Genomic DNA, 14,856 nt, shown 5'->3' with positions numbered 1-14,856 from the left:
CCAACGACCCAAAAGGTGTCGTGAATTCAGCTGTTTAAAGCGCGGCTACTGGATAGACGCATCTCATCCTAGAATCACCTCAGACGAAGAACACGAGGTGACAGGAATGAACGCCGAACAGGACCTGATCGAGAACGCCATAAATATCTGGCGAAGACTGCTTGCGAACGAAAGAAACGCGGGACGATGCGATATCGTAAAGCGTGCCGTCGATCTGATCGCCCTCCAAGACGGAAACAAGTTCCCTTCCGAACTCGAACTCACTTCCAGCGAGAAGTCCCTTGGCCGCTGGATCGCCGATACCATTGGGGTGCCGAAACTGGCCTGCGATGAAACCATCCCGCCCGGCTGCAAGCTTGCGCCGTTGGTGTTTTCGCCATCCTATCAATTTCACTTGGCCCAAGCATCGCCACGGACATCTTGCCGACCGCCTCTCCAACATCTCCCACGCACTGCGGGCGAGATCGAAGAACACCTGCACCAGTGGACTGGCAATGCGTTTCAATACAACACCGCGCTCAATGCCGTCACGGGTGTCGGCATCAGCGCGATTGCTGGCTTTCTGGCATCGATCCGGCGATCGCACCCGGCATTGTTCCTTCTCCTGTTGAGCGAGGAAGTGGAGGAGGCGATCCGGCTGCTGCCGGCACTGCAATGGCCGAACGCGCCTGGTCAGGTTGCCGAATGGCGCGCGGCATATTTCGGCAACGCCAAGTGCTCGATCGCTGCTTTATTCCACGCGTTGCGGATCACGAGGCGCATTTTCCGCATCCTACAAAAGCTGAATGCCGATGACGGCTTCAACCTTGCCGGGATCAAGCATTGCGGCAATCATCTGCCCGTTGCTCGGAGCGACCCGCAGATGCGGCGTCTTCTCAAGCGGACCAACGTGACGGCTTTCTCGCTGCACAAGATCGTCCTGATGGATATCGACCACCACGTCGACCCGAACCATCCGCCAGGCGTTTATCACTTTCGCAAGGCCGAAACGGACATACGGACTCTGGCCCGGTATCGCTGTCTGGATGGTCCGGATACCGATTATGCGCAGAAGGCTCTTAAAGACTTTCCCAGGCAACTCGAATTAACCCTGCCGGTAGCAGACAGTCCACCGCATGAGTGGCCGGATTCCAGTGATATCGATGTGACACGTGTAGGCGGCAGAGGCGGAACGCGATACGGGCCTCTCGCCAACTATTACGGACTGCTCCCGACCGATCTGGTCGCCCATGGTGCGCTTTGCGTCGAGGAGACTTGTGCAGGTAGCGCAAAACCGTTTCAATTGGCAGAGTTCGCCAATGCGCTCCTGTTTGCTTCCGGTTACGAAGCGAGAGGGGAAGTGTGGATCCGCCCCGAGCATATCCGGCGGCAAGCTAAGCTGGCCGCGTCCGTATTCCCTTCAAAAGGCGAGTTCGGTCACGCAACCGGGTTCGGGGAAACCAGCTGGCACGATCTGGAAGGCGATAGCCGACTGTGGACTTATCTGGCCAAGGGAACAGGCAGCGACGATCCGCTCGGCAAGATGTTCCTGCAGTTACGGGAGCATCTGTTGAAATATACCGATGATGTCAGAAAGCTTGAACGCATCGACGATGCCGCGCGTGTTTTTTGCTACCTTGGCCAGAGCACCGGACTGCTCAGCAGCGATCCTGTATGGCTACGTCTGCAGGAACGCACCCGCGCGATGCTTAGAGTGACCCTGAGCGGCAAATCGCGATCCAAGGACAAGGTGAAGCCATTCGGCGACGGCCCCAAGACGCTGGGCGCGCTGATAGCAGTCCTGGGGGCCAGTCCGGATAGAGTAGGGCGCGCCGACGTGCTTCACTGAGGAGGAGTGCAGCCTAATCCCGGCACTTGCGTGCCATTTCCTTGATGGCCCGGGCGCGCTCGATGTCGGCAGCCTTTCTTTCGGCGAGCTGTAGTTCCTCATCGGCTTCCATCGCCTGCCACACCTCGTAATTGGCGTTCCATCGCGTAGCTATGCGCTGGAGGAAGGCGAACGGCTCGTCCTCAACCGATTTAGCTCCATCGATTTCTGCCAGGAACTTGTCAACGAACGGCTCGAAACCGGCCATGATCTGTTTTGCCTGGGCGAGGTTCGACACCGTAATCCGCTCGCCCTTTGCCTGGTGCATCTCGTAAATCTTCACGCCTTACCCTCCTCAAGCCGCAGCACCACGTTGGCGTTATTGGCGTCGAGCCAGTCAGCGGCAGCTCCGCGATCCATGTCTTCAGGTATCTCGATCTCGAGCAGCGCGGCCGTGTCGGAGATGAGGAAGCGCTGACCGCGCGTCATGGGCTTATCACGCCACGCCGAATCGCAGGTCGGCTCGGCCGCTTTCCACGCCGAGCAGTCGCGCTCGTAGGCTGTTTTGCGCTGTTCCCACTGCAGCGCTGCAGCCAGCGCGGTGAGGTCGGCTTCATGGCGCGAGATGATGCTTACGATCAACTCAAGCAATGACATCGAATGCGTTTGGGGAAGGCCCCCTGCGTAATTTGCGAGATCGTCAAGCGTGCCGTTGAGCAGCGCTTTGAGAGCATCGGCATCCTGCGGCCCCAGCCCCCCATCGACCATCGGCCCAGCAAGACAGGCACAGGCGTATAGGCGTTGGTTGTTGGTCATCGAAACTTCCTTTCGATGACCGGATTACCGATTCGCCAGAGGCCCCTCACGCGACCCAAAATCTAGCGTGATATCTTCGCCTATTGGTGGCCCACCCATAAGCAGCTTTGTTATGCTTCCGCTCGGTCGATCAAATGTTTTGGAAGGCATTCGGAAGCGGCCGCATTTGGGCCGGAAGGAGACCGTCTGCTTTTGGCCGCTCGAGGATCACAAGCAGCCAATCCCCCAACGACCCAAATGCGGGCATTAGAGCTTTTTAAGATCGGCTCTGCTAGCAGACCTCGCATGCGAACGATCTATCTCCTATCTTCGATCTCTATCGGTTTACTCGCAGCTTCACCTGCTCAGGCTTGTTTGCCGATACCGCAGTCAAGGGTGGAAGCCACCGCTGATGTGGTCGTAGTGGGGCGGTATATCCGGCGTGGCGAAGACCTGTCGCGCGGCAGAATTGCCGTTTTTCAGGTCGAGCGTGGCGACGCGACAAAAATGATTGATGTGGTGTGGAGCCTAAGCATTCTCGATGATCCTTCAACTGCGGATTGCGCGGTCCAAATTCCAAGCGATGGAGGTTACGAGAAGTTTTGGCTTATTAGACAAGAAAACAGCAGCTTTGTCGTCATCGGACGCGGGTGGATTGAGGACCCGCTCGAAAGAGCGAAAGAAGCCGCGGAACGGTGACACAGATTTACACCACGATTGTCTGCTATTCGAACTTCTTCGACGATAGCCGACCTTCCGCTTCCACCCCCAGAATACGACGTTTAGCGATGGCTCAAACTGGGCCGCTGGCCGTCAGTCCGCTTTTTAGGGATCACATGATTTAGGGCCGACTGTCCTCGCTCGAGTCTTCGACTGGGGCAAGCGGCCGCTTCTCCGCATTGACTCGAAGCGAATGTAGCTGAGTCGGCTCTTTGCGAGAAGCAATTGCGATTGCGTTGCCTTGTCGTCCGATCGTGACATCTGTCATGTTGCGCGTCTTACACCTCGCACTGCTTTCCCAGCGTTATTGGTTCTAGTCCAAGGGCCGATGACGAGGAGAATGAGATGCAGACAGACCCAAGCCTCTATGTCGCCAGATTGGAAGGCGTTTCCAAATCATATGGTGGCCAGCGCGTGCTGGAGGAATTCAGCTTTGAGCTCGAGCCCGGGTGCGTAACGGCGCTGCTTGGTCCCAATGGGGCAGGCAAGTCTACCGTTGCGGGGCTTTTGACCGGACGGCTTACAGCCGATACCGGCAGGGTCAGCCTCTTTGGCCTCGACCCGCGCGATCGTCGGGCGCGAGCCCGAATGGGCATAATGCTTCAATCCGCTGGCTTGCCAGAGACGCTGACCGTGAAGGAGCTGATCGATCTACACGCGAGCCATTATGCCCGCCATATTGCAACCGGTGAGGTGATTAAGCAGGCCGGGCTGCTCGATCTCGCGGACCGTCGATGTAGCAAGCTTTCTGGGGGAGAGCAGCGCCGGGTTCAGTTCGCTCTCGCCATTTCCGGTGCGCCTGACCTCCTCGTTCTGGATGAGCCGACGACCGGTTTCGATTCCGAGGCACGTCGGGCCATGTGGCAGCTTGTCCGCGCGAAAGCCGAAGAGGGGACAGCCGTGTTGCTGGCAACGCACCATATGGATGAAGCAGACGCACTGGCAGATCGCATCGTTGTCATTACGAACGGCGGTATTGTCGCAGACGGGCCGCCTTCCAAGATCAAGTCGCAAGTGGCAGGCTCGGTTCTCAGGTTGCGGACCCGGCTGCCTGCTGCACGGTTCCGCGACCTGCCCGACATTGTGAAAGTCGAAGAGCGCGGGGCAGATCTCACAATTCTGACATCGACCCCCCGGCCCACGCTGGAAGCGATCTTCCAAATCGATCCCACCCTTCAGCACTTCGAGGTTGTGGGAGCATCACTCGAAGACGCGCTTGAGAACCTCATCATGGTTCACAGCGAAAAGGAAGCCGCGTGATGTCTGAACTTCTCCCCGCAGCACCGCGCATCTACTGGCTCGAAAGCAAGGCCGAGATCATAAAATCGGCGCGCATGCCGCAATTCATCATTCCTACCATCGCGCTGCCTCCTGCATTCTATGCGCTCTTCGCGCTCGCTCTCGGGCAAGGCAGCGAAGCAGCTGCAACGCAAACGCTGGCCACCTTCGGAGTGTTTGCGGTGATGGGGCCGGCGCTGTTCGGTTTCGGCGTCAATATCGCTGCCGAACGCGAAACCGGCCAGCTTGAATTGAAACGGTTGTCGCCGATGCCAGCAGGCGCGCAGATCACTGCCAAGATCGCCGCCACCACAGTATATTGCGCCGTCTCATTGGTGATGCTGTATTCGCTCGGTATCGTTGCAGGTGTTGCGCTTGCTGCGGCGCAATGGACCGCGATGATCCTCGTCCACTTCCTTTCCATCATTCCGTTTTCGCTGATGGGAATTGGAATAGGTTACCGGTTCGGACAGGGCGCTGCTGTGGCCATCGCCAACATCGTATTTCTTTCATTGGCAGTGATGGGAGGCTTGTGGTTTCCGATTACGGCTATGCCTCAAGTGATGCAGAGCACCGCCTGGGTGTTGCCCTCCTATCATCTGGGGGAAATAGCGTTGATGGCTGCAGGTCAAAGGAATGACAGCTTTCTTCTATTGCACGCGGGGCCCTTGCTGCTCATCACACTTGCAGCAGCTATCTACGCTTGGACTGGGGAAAGGCAGCAATCACGGTGAAGCAGAACGAAACGATGGAGATTGGCGGGACGCCGGCGCACCCACAGCCATCAGTAAACCCGATGGGCGAGCCTGATGCCGGAAATGGGCAGTCGTTCAAAGCCATCCCTTGGTCCAAGCTCGATCATCCCGGCATCTGGCTCGCCTATCTTCCCTTGTTCTTCATTCCATGGTTCATTGAGCGACCAAGCCTTACCCAGATGATCGCCGCGACGGCAGGGCTCGTCCTCTTTCTCGCTCTCTATTTCGCAGCGTTCAAGGCAACCGGCAGACGCCTCACAATGCTGGCGATAGCCACACTGCTGATCTCTTTTGCGCTGGCCTTCACTGGCAGCAACTGGACGGTGATCACCATCTACGCCGCCGCGATGGTTGGCAACCTCCGACCACCGCGCCGCGCCGCCATGTTGGTAGGGGGCTTCGCAGTCGCCACCTGCGTCCTCGCTTTTGTTACCAGACAACCGGTGATCTTCTGGGTATTCGGTGTGTTTCTGACTATCATGGTCGGTGCTGCCAACATCTCGCGTGCGGCGCTCGAAGACAAGAATCAAGCCCTTGCAGAATCTCGCGACGAGGTGCGCCAGCTCGCCGCTGCAGCCGAGCGCGAGCGTATCGGGCGCGATCTGCATGACCTCTTGGGTCGAACACTCACGCTCATAGCCATCAAGGCTGATCTCTCGGCCAAACTGGCCGAGAGGGACAGCGATGAGGCGAGGAAAGAAATGCGCGATATTGCTGCGGCTGCGCGACAAGGGCTCGCCGATGTTCGGTCGGCAGTCAGCGGCATGACCGGGGCAACGCTCAGTCGTGAGCTTGCAAGCTCGCAAGCGGCGCTTGCTGTTGCGGGGATCCGATGCAAAATCGAAGGCGATGCGGACCGGATAGACCCTGGCAGCAGTGCGGTGCTGGCCATGGCGCTGCGGGAAGCGATCACGAATGTCATTCGCCATTCGGGAGCATCTTCGTGCGAAATCCTCCTCAGGCAACATCCCTGCGGACTCGAAATGACCGTTAGCGACAACGGCCATGGTGAGGCTGTGCGAGCGGGAGGGGGAATATCGGGCCTTCGATCCCGTCTCGGAGCAGCTGGAGGAGATCTCGTCGTTCGTGGGACAGCTGAGGGAACGCAACTGGTTGCACGTCTGCCGCAAGGAGCTGCAGCATGATCAGGCTCGTGATCGCGGAGGATCAGGCACTGGTTCTCGGAGCGCTGGCGACTGTGCTGGCGCTTGAGGACGATATCGAAATTGTCGCTCGCGCGGAGGACGGAACCTCTGCGCTCGAATATGTGAGGCAGCTGAAGCCCGATATACTTCTTTCCGATATCGAGATGCCTGGTCTTTCGGGTCTTGATGTCGCCGAAGCAATCACGGGTGAAAGGTTAAAAACGAGAGTCCTGATTGTAACGACATTCGGGCGCGCCGGTTATCTGCGTAGGGCTATGGATGCAGGGGTGCGTGGCTATCTGCTCAAAGACACACCATCTGACGCTCTGGCCGCAGCGGTGCGAAAGATTGCAGCCGGGGGAAGGGCAATCGCGCCGGAACTCGCGGAACTTGCATGGGACGCGCCCGCCAATCCCCTAACCGAGCGCGAGCGGGACGTGCTGCGACTGGCCGACGAAGGACGCTCGAACAAGGAAATCGCCCGGCAGCTTGATCTCTCGCCCGGGACAGTTCGGAACTACCTTTCAGAAGCCTCAAGCAAGCTGCATGCGTCGAGCCGCATCGAAGCCGGCCGCATTGCCCGTGATCATGGGTGGCTCTGAAGCGTTTCCATATTCGTGACGTTTGTCAGGTCTGCGGTCTGACAGCCCGCACTGCCTAGGCCGACCTAGTAGGCATACTGCTCTCCCGATCAAGGAGAGCGAAATGCATGCAGCCAGAACAATTTTGCCGGTCATCGGGATTGCCGCCTTACTGGCGGGAGCTGCCCTGTTTCAACAGGCAGCGCCGGACCGCTACGGGCTGCCTGAAATCGAGGTGCTCGATCCCGGGCCGACTGGCCAGCGCATCGACCAAGATGAGTTGTTCGGCAACTATTACCCCGCAGCCGGAAACGTAATCACCCTTCAGGGCGCACCTCGTCCCGCCGTGCTTCTCCTCGGCGGCTCTGAAGGCGGGCTCGGCGGCGGTGCCAAGCGAATGGCGCTCTCGCTGCAGGAAGAGGGGTTTGCCGTTCTTCATCTGGCTTACTTCGGGGCACTAGAGCAGCCTGCTTCGCTTGAGCGCATACCACTCGAATTGTTTGATCGGGCTATTGAATGGTTGAAAGAGCAGCCCGGGGTCGATCAAGAAAGGTTGGCCGTCATCGGTGCATCCAAGGGGGCAGAGGCTGCCTTGCTGGTCGCATCGCGACGGTCCGATCTCTCGGCGGTGGTCGCCGGAATGCCGACAAGCGTCGCATGGAATGGGATCAACTGGGCGAGCAATGGGCAAAGCCCCTATTCATCATGGACGGCTTCAGGAGAGGACGTGCCAACGATGCCGTTCTCTGACTGGAACGCGTCGGATGGTATCATTAGCGTCTATCGGGCTGTCGAGAATCCCACGCAGAGCACAAATGCAGCTCGCGCCGCGATTCCGATCGAGCGATCCAGCGCGAGGATTATGCTGGTGTGCGGAGAAGCCGAAACGATGTGGCCCGCATGTCCTATGTCGAGAATGATTGCAGAGCGCAGTGCCGAGCGATCAGGTCCCTCCATTACCGTTTTGGCCTATCAGGACGCCGGACATTTCGTGTTCGGGCCGCCCATGACACCGGGCGATGCGTTTTATGACAGGCTGGATACATTCGGCGGAAGCGTCGAGGGCAACGCTACCGCACGCACCGACAGTTGGCCGAAAGTGGTGGCATTCTTGAAGGCCAGGGCAGCCGAGTAGGAGGCTCTCTTTTGGAAGCGAATGCCGAAATTGGGCCGTTTGCGGAATGTCAGCTTTCGGGTTAGGCCACCTCCGCGTCGAACGGCCGAGATTGGGGCGCAGAGAGCCGCCGGTGCGTCGCATGCATTCAACGGTATAACGCTAAAGAACCTATCGGATAGATGCTGCAGGCAGCCCCTAATTAGTTTATGGCCAACTCACGCATCAGCAGCAATCGACCGGCCTGTGGTTTGCCCCACCGCTGTTTGCCGCACGCGCCCGCCGCGGCCCCGCCTGCAATGGAAGCTCGCATACGCGTACCGGAAACTACGCGACCGCAATGGGCGCGAAGAGTGCGCACAACATTTTTGGGTCGCGTGAAGCGGTAAGGGCGAAGTGGCAGAAAGGAGGTGTGGGGGTCTTAGCGAGAGAAATTGTTTAGCATGCGCCAAACGAAAAAGACCCCCACACCACCCACAGCCGCCGAGCGCGACGGTCTTGCCCGCACCTATTCCTACACGCTCGACGGGACGGTCCTTTCGCTCACCAGCGCGGCGCTAAAGCAGATAACGATCCACCGCCGCGATGCGAGTTCGGCAAGCCGCCGCGAGCGTCGCAGGATGGCGTCGATCCTGCGCGACGACAAGCTTCAGGCGCGCATCAACAAGGCCATCCAGCGGCAGTTGGATAAGGTCGAAAGGCGCGCTCCGCCCAAGAAAGTCCGTGTCCGGGTCGAGCTGCAACACCGCCGCCGATACCGGCGAAAACAGCGCAAGATCGCGTCCAGATCCGTCGTTCCGTTGCCCGCCTATAAAGGTCCGATACTAGACCGGCAGGGGCGTCGCGGTCTCGTGATGACGGTTGAGTATGACGGCGCGAAGAAGCATTCCTTCGGCATTTTCGGGCGCCGGGTAATCTATATTTCCGATCCCGAACATTGCGAACTCGACGCGTTCGGAAGGCCAATCTTCACTAGCAATATGGGTGCCGACCTCGACGAGATCTTGATGGGCGCGGACCTCGTCGAACTCGCTCAGCGCGAGAGCCGGGCGGATGCTAAGAGCAACGTCAATCTCATCATTCAGCTACCGCACGACGTGTCGCAGGAGGTGCGCGTGGCGATCATGAAAGCCGTGGCATGCGAACTTTTTGGACGCCACGGATTGCCCTATGCGGCTGCGCTCCACCGGCCCGATCCGGACGGCGATCAGCGCAATTACCACGCTCATATCTGCGGCGGCTGGCGCCCGATGACGCGCGTCGCGCCGTATCAATGGGACATCGCCGAAGACTATCGCAGCGACCTCGATGGCGCCGAATACTGGCGCCATGCGCGCCGCCGGGTGGCCGAGATCATGACATCGACGCTCGAGCGAAGTGGCACCGAGCGGCACTACACCCATCTCTCGAATGCCGAGCGGGGATTAGTGCATAAACCGCAGAAGAAGCTCGACAAGCGCAAGACGCGCACCGCACGCGAGGGCGAGTTCGTGGCCGATGTCGAGGCCAATCGCAGGACGATGGCGGCCAATATCGCGCTGGAAAATGCGATCGAAACGAAGCGCAAGCAGCGCCGCGAGCGGGCCCGCAGACGCGCTCTGGCAGCCTTCGCGCGCGTCGAAATTGCGGTCAAGCAGCCGGTCGATCTGCGCCCCGTTGCGCCCGCCGCACGGAGCCTTGATGCGGCATCGATCGGATCGGTCGATGCATATTCGCCCGGTGCGAAACGATCCGTCACGACAGTCCAACGCCCGCGCGATCGCTCGCCTACCATTGCCAAGGTTGCCACTGCGGAAGCATCGCCCTTCGCCGTTATCGTGAGCCAGCGCATAGTCGCGCCGCTGCCTGGAAATGCGCAGCATGTGCGACCGATCCGGCCGGACTCTGCCGGAGCCATTTCAGTGTCGGCAAAGAACATTCGAACGGTTTCGTCATCGCCATTCACTCGCGCCGCCGCTGCGATCCATTCAGTTGGGCCCTTGCCATCGCCGGGCTCCGTTTCGATCCATCCAATCACACCGAAGGCAGTGCCTCAGACGCTGGCAGCTGCGCCGGAACTGCGACCGGTATCGACCGGGTCTGCACCGGCCGTCGACCTCCGGCGGGTCGAATCCCGGCAACCCATTGCCGCATCGCTGCGACCGGTGGCACCGGCATCCAGCCTCTCCGTGACGCTTCGACCAGTTGCTGTGGCAAGCCCGGAGATGACCATTCCGCGCCTCGCAAAAGTGTCCCTGAACTGGCCGCCAAGCCCTAACCCGCCGACGCTCCGCGGCGACACGACAACCCCAGTTCGCACGCCCGTCATAAAACAGGTTGCGGCGCTCACCGAACGCGAGTGGCCGGCCCTGCGCTCAGTCGCTGCTGGGCCGATGGCGCCAAGAACGGTTGCCGCAGAGAAGGTCGTATCTACGCCGCTTGCCATGGTCGGCGGGCAGAGCGATGCGCGAGTTTTGCTGCGCCGCGTTGCCGCCGCCCGGTCGCTGGAACGTGGGCCGGTTTGTAGCCGGGTCGAACTCTCGCGGCCTGGGGATGATCCCGTGATCTGTGGCGTGTCGCCCGCGCCAGGAATGCCCGCGATTAGGCCGGTTCCGGTGCAATCCAAGGACAGGAATGCTGGCTCCGCCATTACTCTCCGGCCCGTCGCGCCGGTCGTGCCGAAGATCTTCGATTCAACCTCGGTTGAAACCATTCGCGCATTTGCGGAGCGGCTTGCGACAATGATGGCCTTACGCTCCGACAGGGACGCGAAGGCCCACCCGGGCACGCCCGATCACAGCGCCGCGACGCTTCCGCCTGATGCAACCGAGCCTACATTGGCTTGTGCAGCCGACGTGGCCGCCTTTGCCGATGCGATGCGGCGCCGGCCTTCCGGACTGTGCCTGTGGGACGATAACAGCGTGCATCCCATGGTCGCGATCGCGTCGAGCTGGGGCTTGAGCAAGGCGGACTTTGCCAGCAGGATCGCCAAGCGCGAACTCATGCCGCTCTATGTCGAACAGGAATTGCGTTTCAAGCGGCTCGAGACGGAACTCAAATTCATCGGTGCCAGCAAGGAGGAGCTGGCCAATCCGCAACGCAAACTCGCCGATCGCCTGTCGCGCGAGGCAGCCGAAACGCTCAAGATCTACCGCCGCTCGGAGCTTTTGCACCTTGCACTTGGACGGGTCGATCGCGAGCTGCGGCAGGGCAAGACTGCCGCGAGCCGCACAGGCCAGATGAGCGAGCGGGGTATCGACTGGCGTGCCATCGACCAAGCGACGAAACAGCGCCGAAGGGCTCTCGCGGCAGCCGCGCAGCAAATCGGCGAGCAGCATAAGGGTATTGGCTGACCGCGAGAGACAAACGTCCGCCATGGATTGCGGTGAGTATCCAGATGCCGCACCCATGCCGCCGCATTGAAAAAAGCCGGACCGCGGGGCCGGCCATGCAGGATATCCTGTCGGCTGACGGGCAGCCGGGGACGGTTGAGGGAAGGGAAAAGGCCCGGACCGGCAAAGCCGTCCTCGTGAACCTATAGCGAGGATATTGCATGAATACCCAAGACACACCTGTCTCGCAGGAGGCAGGCGACAGCGCATGCGCAGCTGCCGATACCCGCATCTTGCGCCGGATCACCAGGCTGGATGACTGGCCGGTCATTGCGAGGCAAAGCGAGCCGACGACGCTGATCGCAGTCCTGGACGTTGAGACCGAAGGCCTCGATCCAGATGATTGCCAGGTGCTCGAGATCGCGGTCGCGCTGGTGCGTGTCGATGCCGAGGGCCGCATCGTTACCATCGTCGACAAGGCTTATGGACTGCAGGATCCCGGTAGGCCGCTTGCCGCCGCGATCATGAAGATCACCGGTCTCACGGATGAGAAGCTGGCCGGCAAGGCGATCGATATCCCCAAGGTCACGCAGGTGATTGCGCGCGCCGAGGCAGTGGTGGCGCACAACGCTTCCTTCGACTCCGGCTTTTGTCGCCGCTTGTTGCCGGGGATCGAGCGTCTGCCCTGGGTATGCAGCCACAAGGACGTCGACTGGATCGAGCATGGCTATGACGGCGCCAAATTGGGCCATTTGATAATGCAGCAGGGAATGTTCGTGCCCAAGGCTCACAGCGCAGGCGACGACGTTACCGCGCTGGTCAACCTGCTCGCCAGCGCGTTGCCCAATGGCAGGACAGTCGTAGGCGAGGTGCTGGACAATGCCCGCTCGCAGACCGTCCGCGTCGAGGCGAAGGACGTGCCGCCCAAGGACAAGGGCGAGGTCAAGCGCCGCGGATATCGCTTCGACTGGACCACAAAGGTCTGGTGGATCGAGACCAGCCAGTTCCAGGCGGATTATGAGCGCAGCTGGCTTGAGCGGCATTTCCCGCGCGTCCGCGTCACCTGTGTGCCGCTAGACTGGCACAACCGCCACATTCGGTAAGTCGAGTGCAGGAATGGCCCGCGCGGCGGCGCGGGCCGGACAATCCCTATCTCACGAAACGAAGGATGGTGAACCGGTAGCCTGAAAGGAAAAAGCTCGGTTCCGGCCAGAAGGCCGTCATTCAATAACAAGGAATACGATATGAACATTTTCACCACCGGCGGGCACGATGCCCGCCGGGCCAACGCCTATGCCCTCCACCTGGAGCTCGGCCTCCCCGTCGGGGGAGCCGTCCCAGCAGCAGTCAAATTTGCCTCTGTGACTGGCATCGATATGGGCATTCTCGATGTTGCGGCACGCAAGGTTGCTGAGACTGGTTGGGCCTGTGTGATTGCAATCTATGCGGATGAGGGGGCAGCCGCACCGCATTGGTATCTAGCATTGATGCCGCATGCAGAGGGCGTAGTTTTAACCAAGGTCATTCCGGCAGCGATCGGCGATGATGAACCGCTTGTGCTGATGGCCGAGGATCGAAGGCAGCAATTCGCTGTAGGCGAATGTGGTCGCCTCATTGCAGTGCCAGTTGAAGCTGTGGCTCGACGAGCACGTTCGCACCGCAACGCTGCCAAGAGGATTGCCGCGACCGCCGAAACCCTCGCGCCCTTCTGCACGGGCGGGCCCAGCCCGGGTGACCTCTTCGTCGATAGCTCTGGCAATATCAGGACCGCAGCGCCTTTCTCAGCCTGATCCTCACAAACCTACGATCATCCAGGCGGTGTCTTCCTCGGGAGGCGCCGCCTGTTTCTTTTCAGGAACAGGAAACCCCACATGAACTTCTCTCCCAGGCACCATCCGCGCGTGCTGACAGCACTGGAAATCGTGCGCGACCGGCCGATGAGCTACCGCTCAACCATCCGGTGCATCGCGATGTTCACCGTCACCAAGTGCAACGAATACTGTGCTCGTTTTGCCGTCGAACATTACGCCTTCGACCGTGAAACGAAGCGTTCGGATATCATCGGCGGAATCGCCAGAAGCATTCCGGATAATGCCACTTTGATTGCGAAGGCGCAGCCTTCCGAGATGCGCGAATGGCGCATGGCAATGCAGGAAGGGATGCCATTCTCGCCCTCAGACCTGCAGCTCCTCCGGAGGCAACGGAGTGACCTCGCGATCATGCCGCTCGCGTGCCGCGACGCTGCGCTCGACGAAACCGCAGCGTTCTACGCGATCCAGCGCGCGGGCCCGGGCTCGTCGATCAGCGCGCAAGCTCGCCGCGCTGCCGACGAGGCACAGGTGCTCTGGTTGACCTTCCTTGCGACCTGCTGCCGCGAGAACGATCGGATCTCGCTGGGCTCGGCCTACCAAGCCTGGCGGGCGATCGAAAACGCTCGCCCGCTTCCCTTCTGATGAAGCGTGATGGTGCCGATAAACAATGAAAGGAAAAGGCAAATGGCGAAGCAAAGCTACATCGCGCTCGACTGCGAATTTCACTGGGACCAGGAGCTTCACAAGGCCCATCTTGCGATGGATCACAAATCGAAACGCAGAGCGGTCGCGGTCAAGAAGGTCATGGCAGCAGCTGCGTTCCAATTTTCGATCGACGAAGAAGGCAGGCTTTCGACCGGCGAGGTGGCCAGCTGGAACGAATACGATTGGGGCAGCGAGGAAGCAGTAGTCACCCAGCTTTTCGACTATCTGCGGGCGCACGAAGATAAACCCATTGTTACCTTTGGAGGACTCGGAACCGATATACCCGTGCTTCTACTGTGCAGCATTGCGAATGGCCTCCGGCTCCCGCCGCAGCTAGCTGATCGGCCAGGAAGACGGGGGCCGCGCCCCCATCTGGACCTCGGGTTGCAAATCAAAGGGGGGGGCAAGACCTGGAGTCATCTTTCGCAAGTGCTCCTGCGAATGGGCGTGCCGTTCAACCTAGTCGCGGCGAAGCCGGGCGTGCGGCGGCCAGTCAGCGCCGGCGCATGGCAAGATCTACGGGACCACGTTGAGCTCGACTGTTTGCTGCTGTCGGTCGCCAAACTCGGCTGGCTGGTCGCACAAGGCACCGAGAGCCTGCGGTTAGAGCCGGCCATCATCGCATTGATTGAAGGGTTCCTGCGACGCCGCCCAGACCACTCGTTAAGTAACGAGTTGCGGACCTATTCTAATCGGTTGCAACAGGAGCTTGCCAGCGGGTTTGATCTCGCGGCCTGAACCATGCCTCAGAATGCGCCGGACCGCGCAGGCAGTGGCGGTCCGGCACTTCATGCATCATCCCGCGTTTGAGACTCCAGCCCTTGTGCTATTCGA

The 14,856-nt window shown here is 60.1% G+C and carries 14 protein-coding genes; 12 read left to right on the top strand and 2 right to left on the bottom strand.

Annotated features, from left to right (window positions below; genetic code table 11):
• The first annotated feature begins 97 nt into the window (after window positions 1–97).
• Window positions 98–1,828 (top strand): hypothetical protein, encoded by a 1,731-nt coding sequence (locus ACGHU1_RS15915; RefSeq protein ID WP_390588477.1) that lies wholly within the window; start codon window positions 98–100, stop codon window positions 1,826–1,828.
• Between the two features lie 13 nt (window positions 1,829–1,841).
• Here the strand turns inward: ACGHU1_RS15915 and ACGHU1_RS15910 are convergent, their stop codons facing one another.
• Together ACGHU1_RS15910 and ACGHU1_RS15905 are read right to left on the bottom strand one after the other, a co-directional pair.
• Window positions 1,842–2,150, bottom strand: coding sequence for a hypothetical protein (locus ACGHU1_RS15910; protein ID WP_390588476.1), 309 nt, complete (start codon window positions 2,148–2,150; stop codon window positions 1,842–1,844).
• Window positions 2,147–2,623: a hypothetical protein gene (locus ACGHU1_RS15905; protein WP_390588474.1), complete on the bottom strand. Its 477-nt coding sequence runs from the start codon at window positions 2,621–2,623 to the stop codon at window positions 2,147–2,149. Before ACGHU1_RS15905 ends, ACGHU1_RS15910 begins: the two co-directional genes overlap by 4 nt.
• Before the next feature lie 285 nt (window positions 2,624–2,908).
• Between ACGHU1_RS15905 and ACGHU1_RS15900 the strand changes: the two genes are divergently transcribed.
• The 11 genes from ACGHU1_RS15900 to ACGHU1_RS15850 all read left to right on the top strand — a co-directional run bounded on the left by ACGHU1_RS15900 (window position 2,909) and on the right by ACGHU1_RS15850 (window position 14,760).
• Window positions 2,909–3,301, top strand: coding sequence for a hypothetical protein (locus ACGHU1_RS15900; RefSeq protein WP_390588472.1), 393 nt, complete (start codon window positions 2,909–2,911; stop codon window positions 3,299–3,301).
• A 366-nt stretch (window positions 3,302–3,667) separates the two neighbouring features.
• Window positions 3,668–4,582, top strand: a complete 915-nt coding sequence (locus ACGHU1_RS15895) for an ABC transporter ATP-binding protein (RefSeq protein ID WP_390588470.1) — start codon at window positions 3,668–3,670, stop codon at window positions 4,580–4,582.
• Window positions 4,582–5,334, top strand: a complete 753-nt coding sequence (locus ACGHU1_RS15890) for an ABC transporter permease (RefSeq protein ID WP_390588468.1) — start codon at window positions 4,582–4,584, stop codon at window positions 5,332–5,334. Before ACGHU1_RS15895 ends, ACGHU1_RS15890 begins: the two co-directional genes overlap by 1 nt.
• Window positions 5,331–6,500: a histidine kinase gene (locus ACGHU1_RS15885; protein ID WP_390588466.1), complete on the top strand. Its 1,170-nt coding sequence runs from the start codon at window positions 5,331–5,333 to the stop codon at window positions 6,498–6,500. The genes ACGHU1_RS15890 and ACGHU1_RS15885 overlap by 4 nt, the downstream gene beginning before the upstream one ends.
• Entirely contained in the window at window positions 6,497–7,102 is a 606-nt protein-coding gene (locus ACGHU1_RS15880; protein WP_390588465.1) for a response regulator transcription factor, read from the top strand. Before ACGHU1_RS15885 ends, ACGHU1_RS15880 begins: the two co-directional genes overlap by 4 nt.
• Window positions 7,103–7,205: 103 nt before the next feature.
• On the top strand, window positions 7,206–8,216 hold the full coding sequence (locus ACGHU1_RS15875) for an acyl-CoA thioester hydrolase/BAAT C-terminal domain-containing protein (protein ID WP_390588463.1): 1,011 nt from the start codon (window positions 7,206–7,208) through the stop codon (window positions 8,214–8,216).
• Between the two features lie 422 nt (window positions 8,217–8,638).
• A complete protein-coding gene (locus ACGHU1_RS15870; protein WP_390588461.1) occupies window positions 8,639–11,527 on the top strand; it encodes a MobA/MobL family protein in 2,889 nt (962 codons plus the stop codon).
• A gap of 200 nt (window positions 11,528–11,727) precedes the next feature.
• Window positions 11,728–12,609 (top strand): 3'-5' exonuclease, encoded by an 882-nt coding sequence (locus ACGHU1_RS15865; protein WP_390588459.1) that lies wholly within the window; start codon window positions 11,728–11,730, stop codon window positions 12,607–12,609.
• 141 nt (window positions 12,610–12,750) lie between these two features.
• The gene (locus tag ACGHU1_RS15860; RefSeq protein WP_390588457.1) at window positions 12,751–13,296 is read left to right on the top strand and encodes a hypothetical protein; all 546 of its coding nucleotides are present in this window, start codon (window positions 12,751–12,753) and stop codon (window positions 13,294–13,296) included.
• 81 nt (window positions 13,297–13,377) lie between these two features.
• Window positions 13,378–13,959: a hypothetical protein gene (locus ACGHU1_RS15855; RefSeq protein ID WP_390588455.1), complete on the top strand. Its 582-nt coding sequence runs from the start codon at window positions 13,378–13,380 to the stop codon at window positions 13,957–13,959.
• Between the two features lie 42 nt (window positions 13,960–14,001).
• Window positions 14,002–14,760 carry a hypothetical protein gene (locus ACGHU1_RS15850; RefSeq protein WP_390588454.1) on the top strand — a complete coding sequence of 253 codons (759 nt, stop codon included), beginning with the start codon at window positions 14,002–14,004 and terminating at the stop codon, window positions 14,758–14,760.
• The last annotated feature ends 96 nt before the right edge of the window (window positions 14,761–14,856 follow it).

The organism is Erythrobacter sp. MTPC3 (genome assembly GCF_042854385.1).
Lineage (GTDB): Bacteria > Pseudomonadota > Alphaproteobacteria > Sphingomonadales > Sphingomonadaceae > Erythrobacter.
This window is presented reverse-complemented; position numbering and strand designations above follow the sequence as displayed.

Coding starts and splice junctions, on each gene's coding strand:
- ACGHU1_RS15905 (WP_390588474.1), bottom strand. CDS start 2,623: ATGACCAACAACCAACGCCTATACGCCTGTGCCTGTCTTGCTGGGCCG.
- ACGHU1_RS15900 (WP_390588472.1), top strand. CDS start 2,909: ATGCGAACGATCTATCTCCTATCTTCGATCTCTATCGGTTTACTCGCA.
- ACGHU1_RS15895 (WP_390588470.1), top strand. CDS start 3,668: ATGCAGACAGACCCAAGCCTCTATGTCGCCAGATTGGAAGGCGTTTCC.
- ACGHU1_RS15890 (WP_390588468.1), top strand. CDS start 4,582: ATGTCTGAACTTCTCCCCGCAGCACCGCGCATCTACTGGCTCGAAAGC.
- ACGHU1_RS15880 (WP_390588465.1), top strand. CDS start 6,497: ATGATCAGGCTCGTGATCGCGGAGGATCAGGCACTGGTTCTCGGAGCG.
- ACGHU1_RS15875 (WP_390588463.1), top strand. CDS start 7,206: ATGCATGCAGCCAGAACAATTTTGCCGGTCATCGGGATTGCCGCCTTA.
- ACGHU1_RS15870 (WP_390588461.1), top strand. CDS start 8,639: ATGCGCCAAACGAAAAAGACCCCCACACCACCCACAGCCGCCGAGCGC.
- ACGHU1_RS15865 (WP_390588459.1), top strand. CDS start 11,728: ATGAATACCCAAGACACACCTGTCTCGCAGGAGGCAGGCGACAGCGCA.
- ACGHU1_RS15860 (WP_390588457.1), top strand. CDS start 12,751: ATGAACATTTTCACCACCGGCGGGCACGATGCCCGCCGGGCCAACGCC.
- ACGHU1_RS15855 (WP_390588455.1), top strand. CDS start 13,378: ATGAACTTCTCTCCCAGGCACCATCCGCGCGTGCTGACAGCACTGGAA.
- ACGHU1_RS15850 (WP_390588454.1), top strand. CDS start 14,002: ATGGCGAAGCAAAGCTACATCGCGCTCGACTGCGAATTTCACTGGGAC.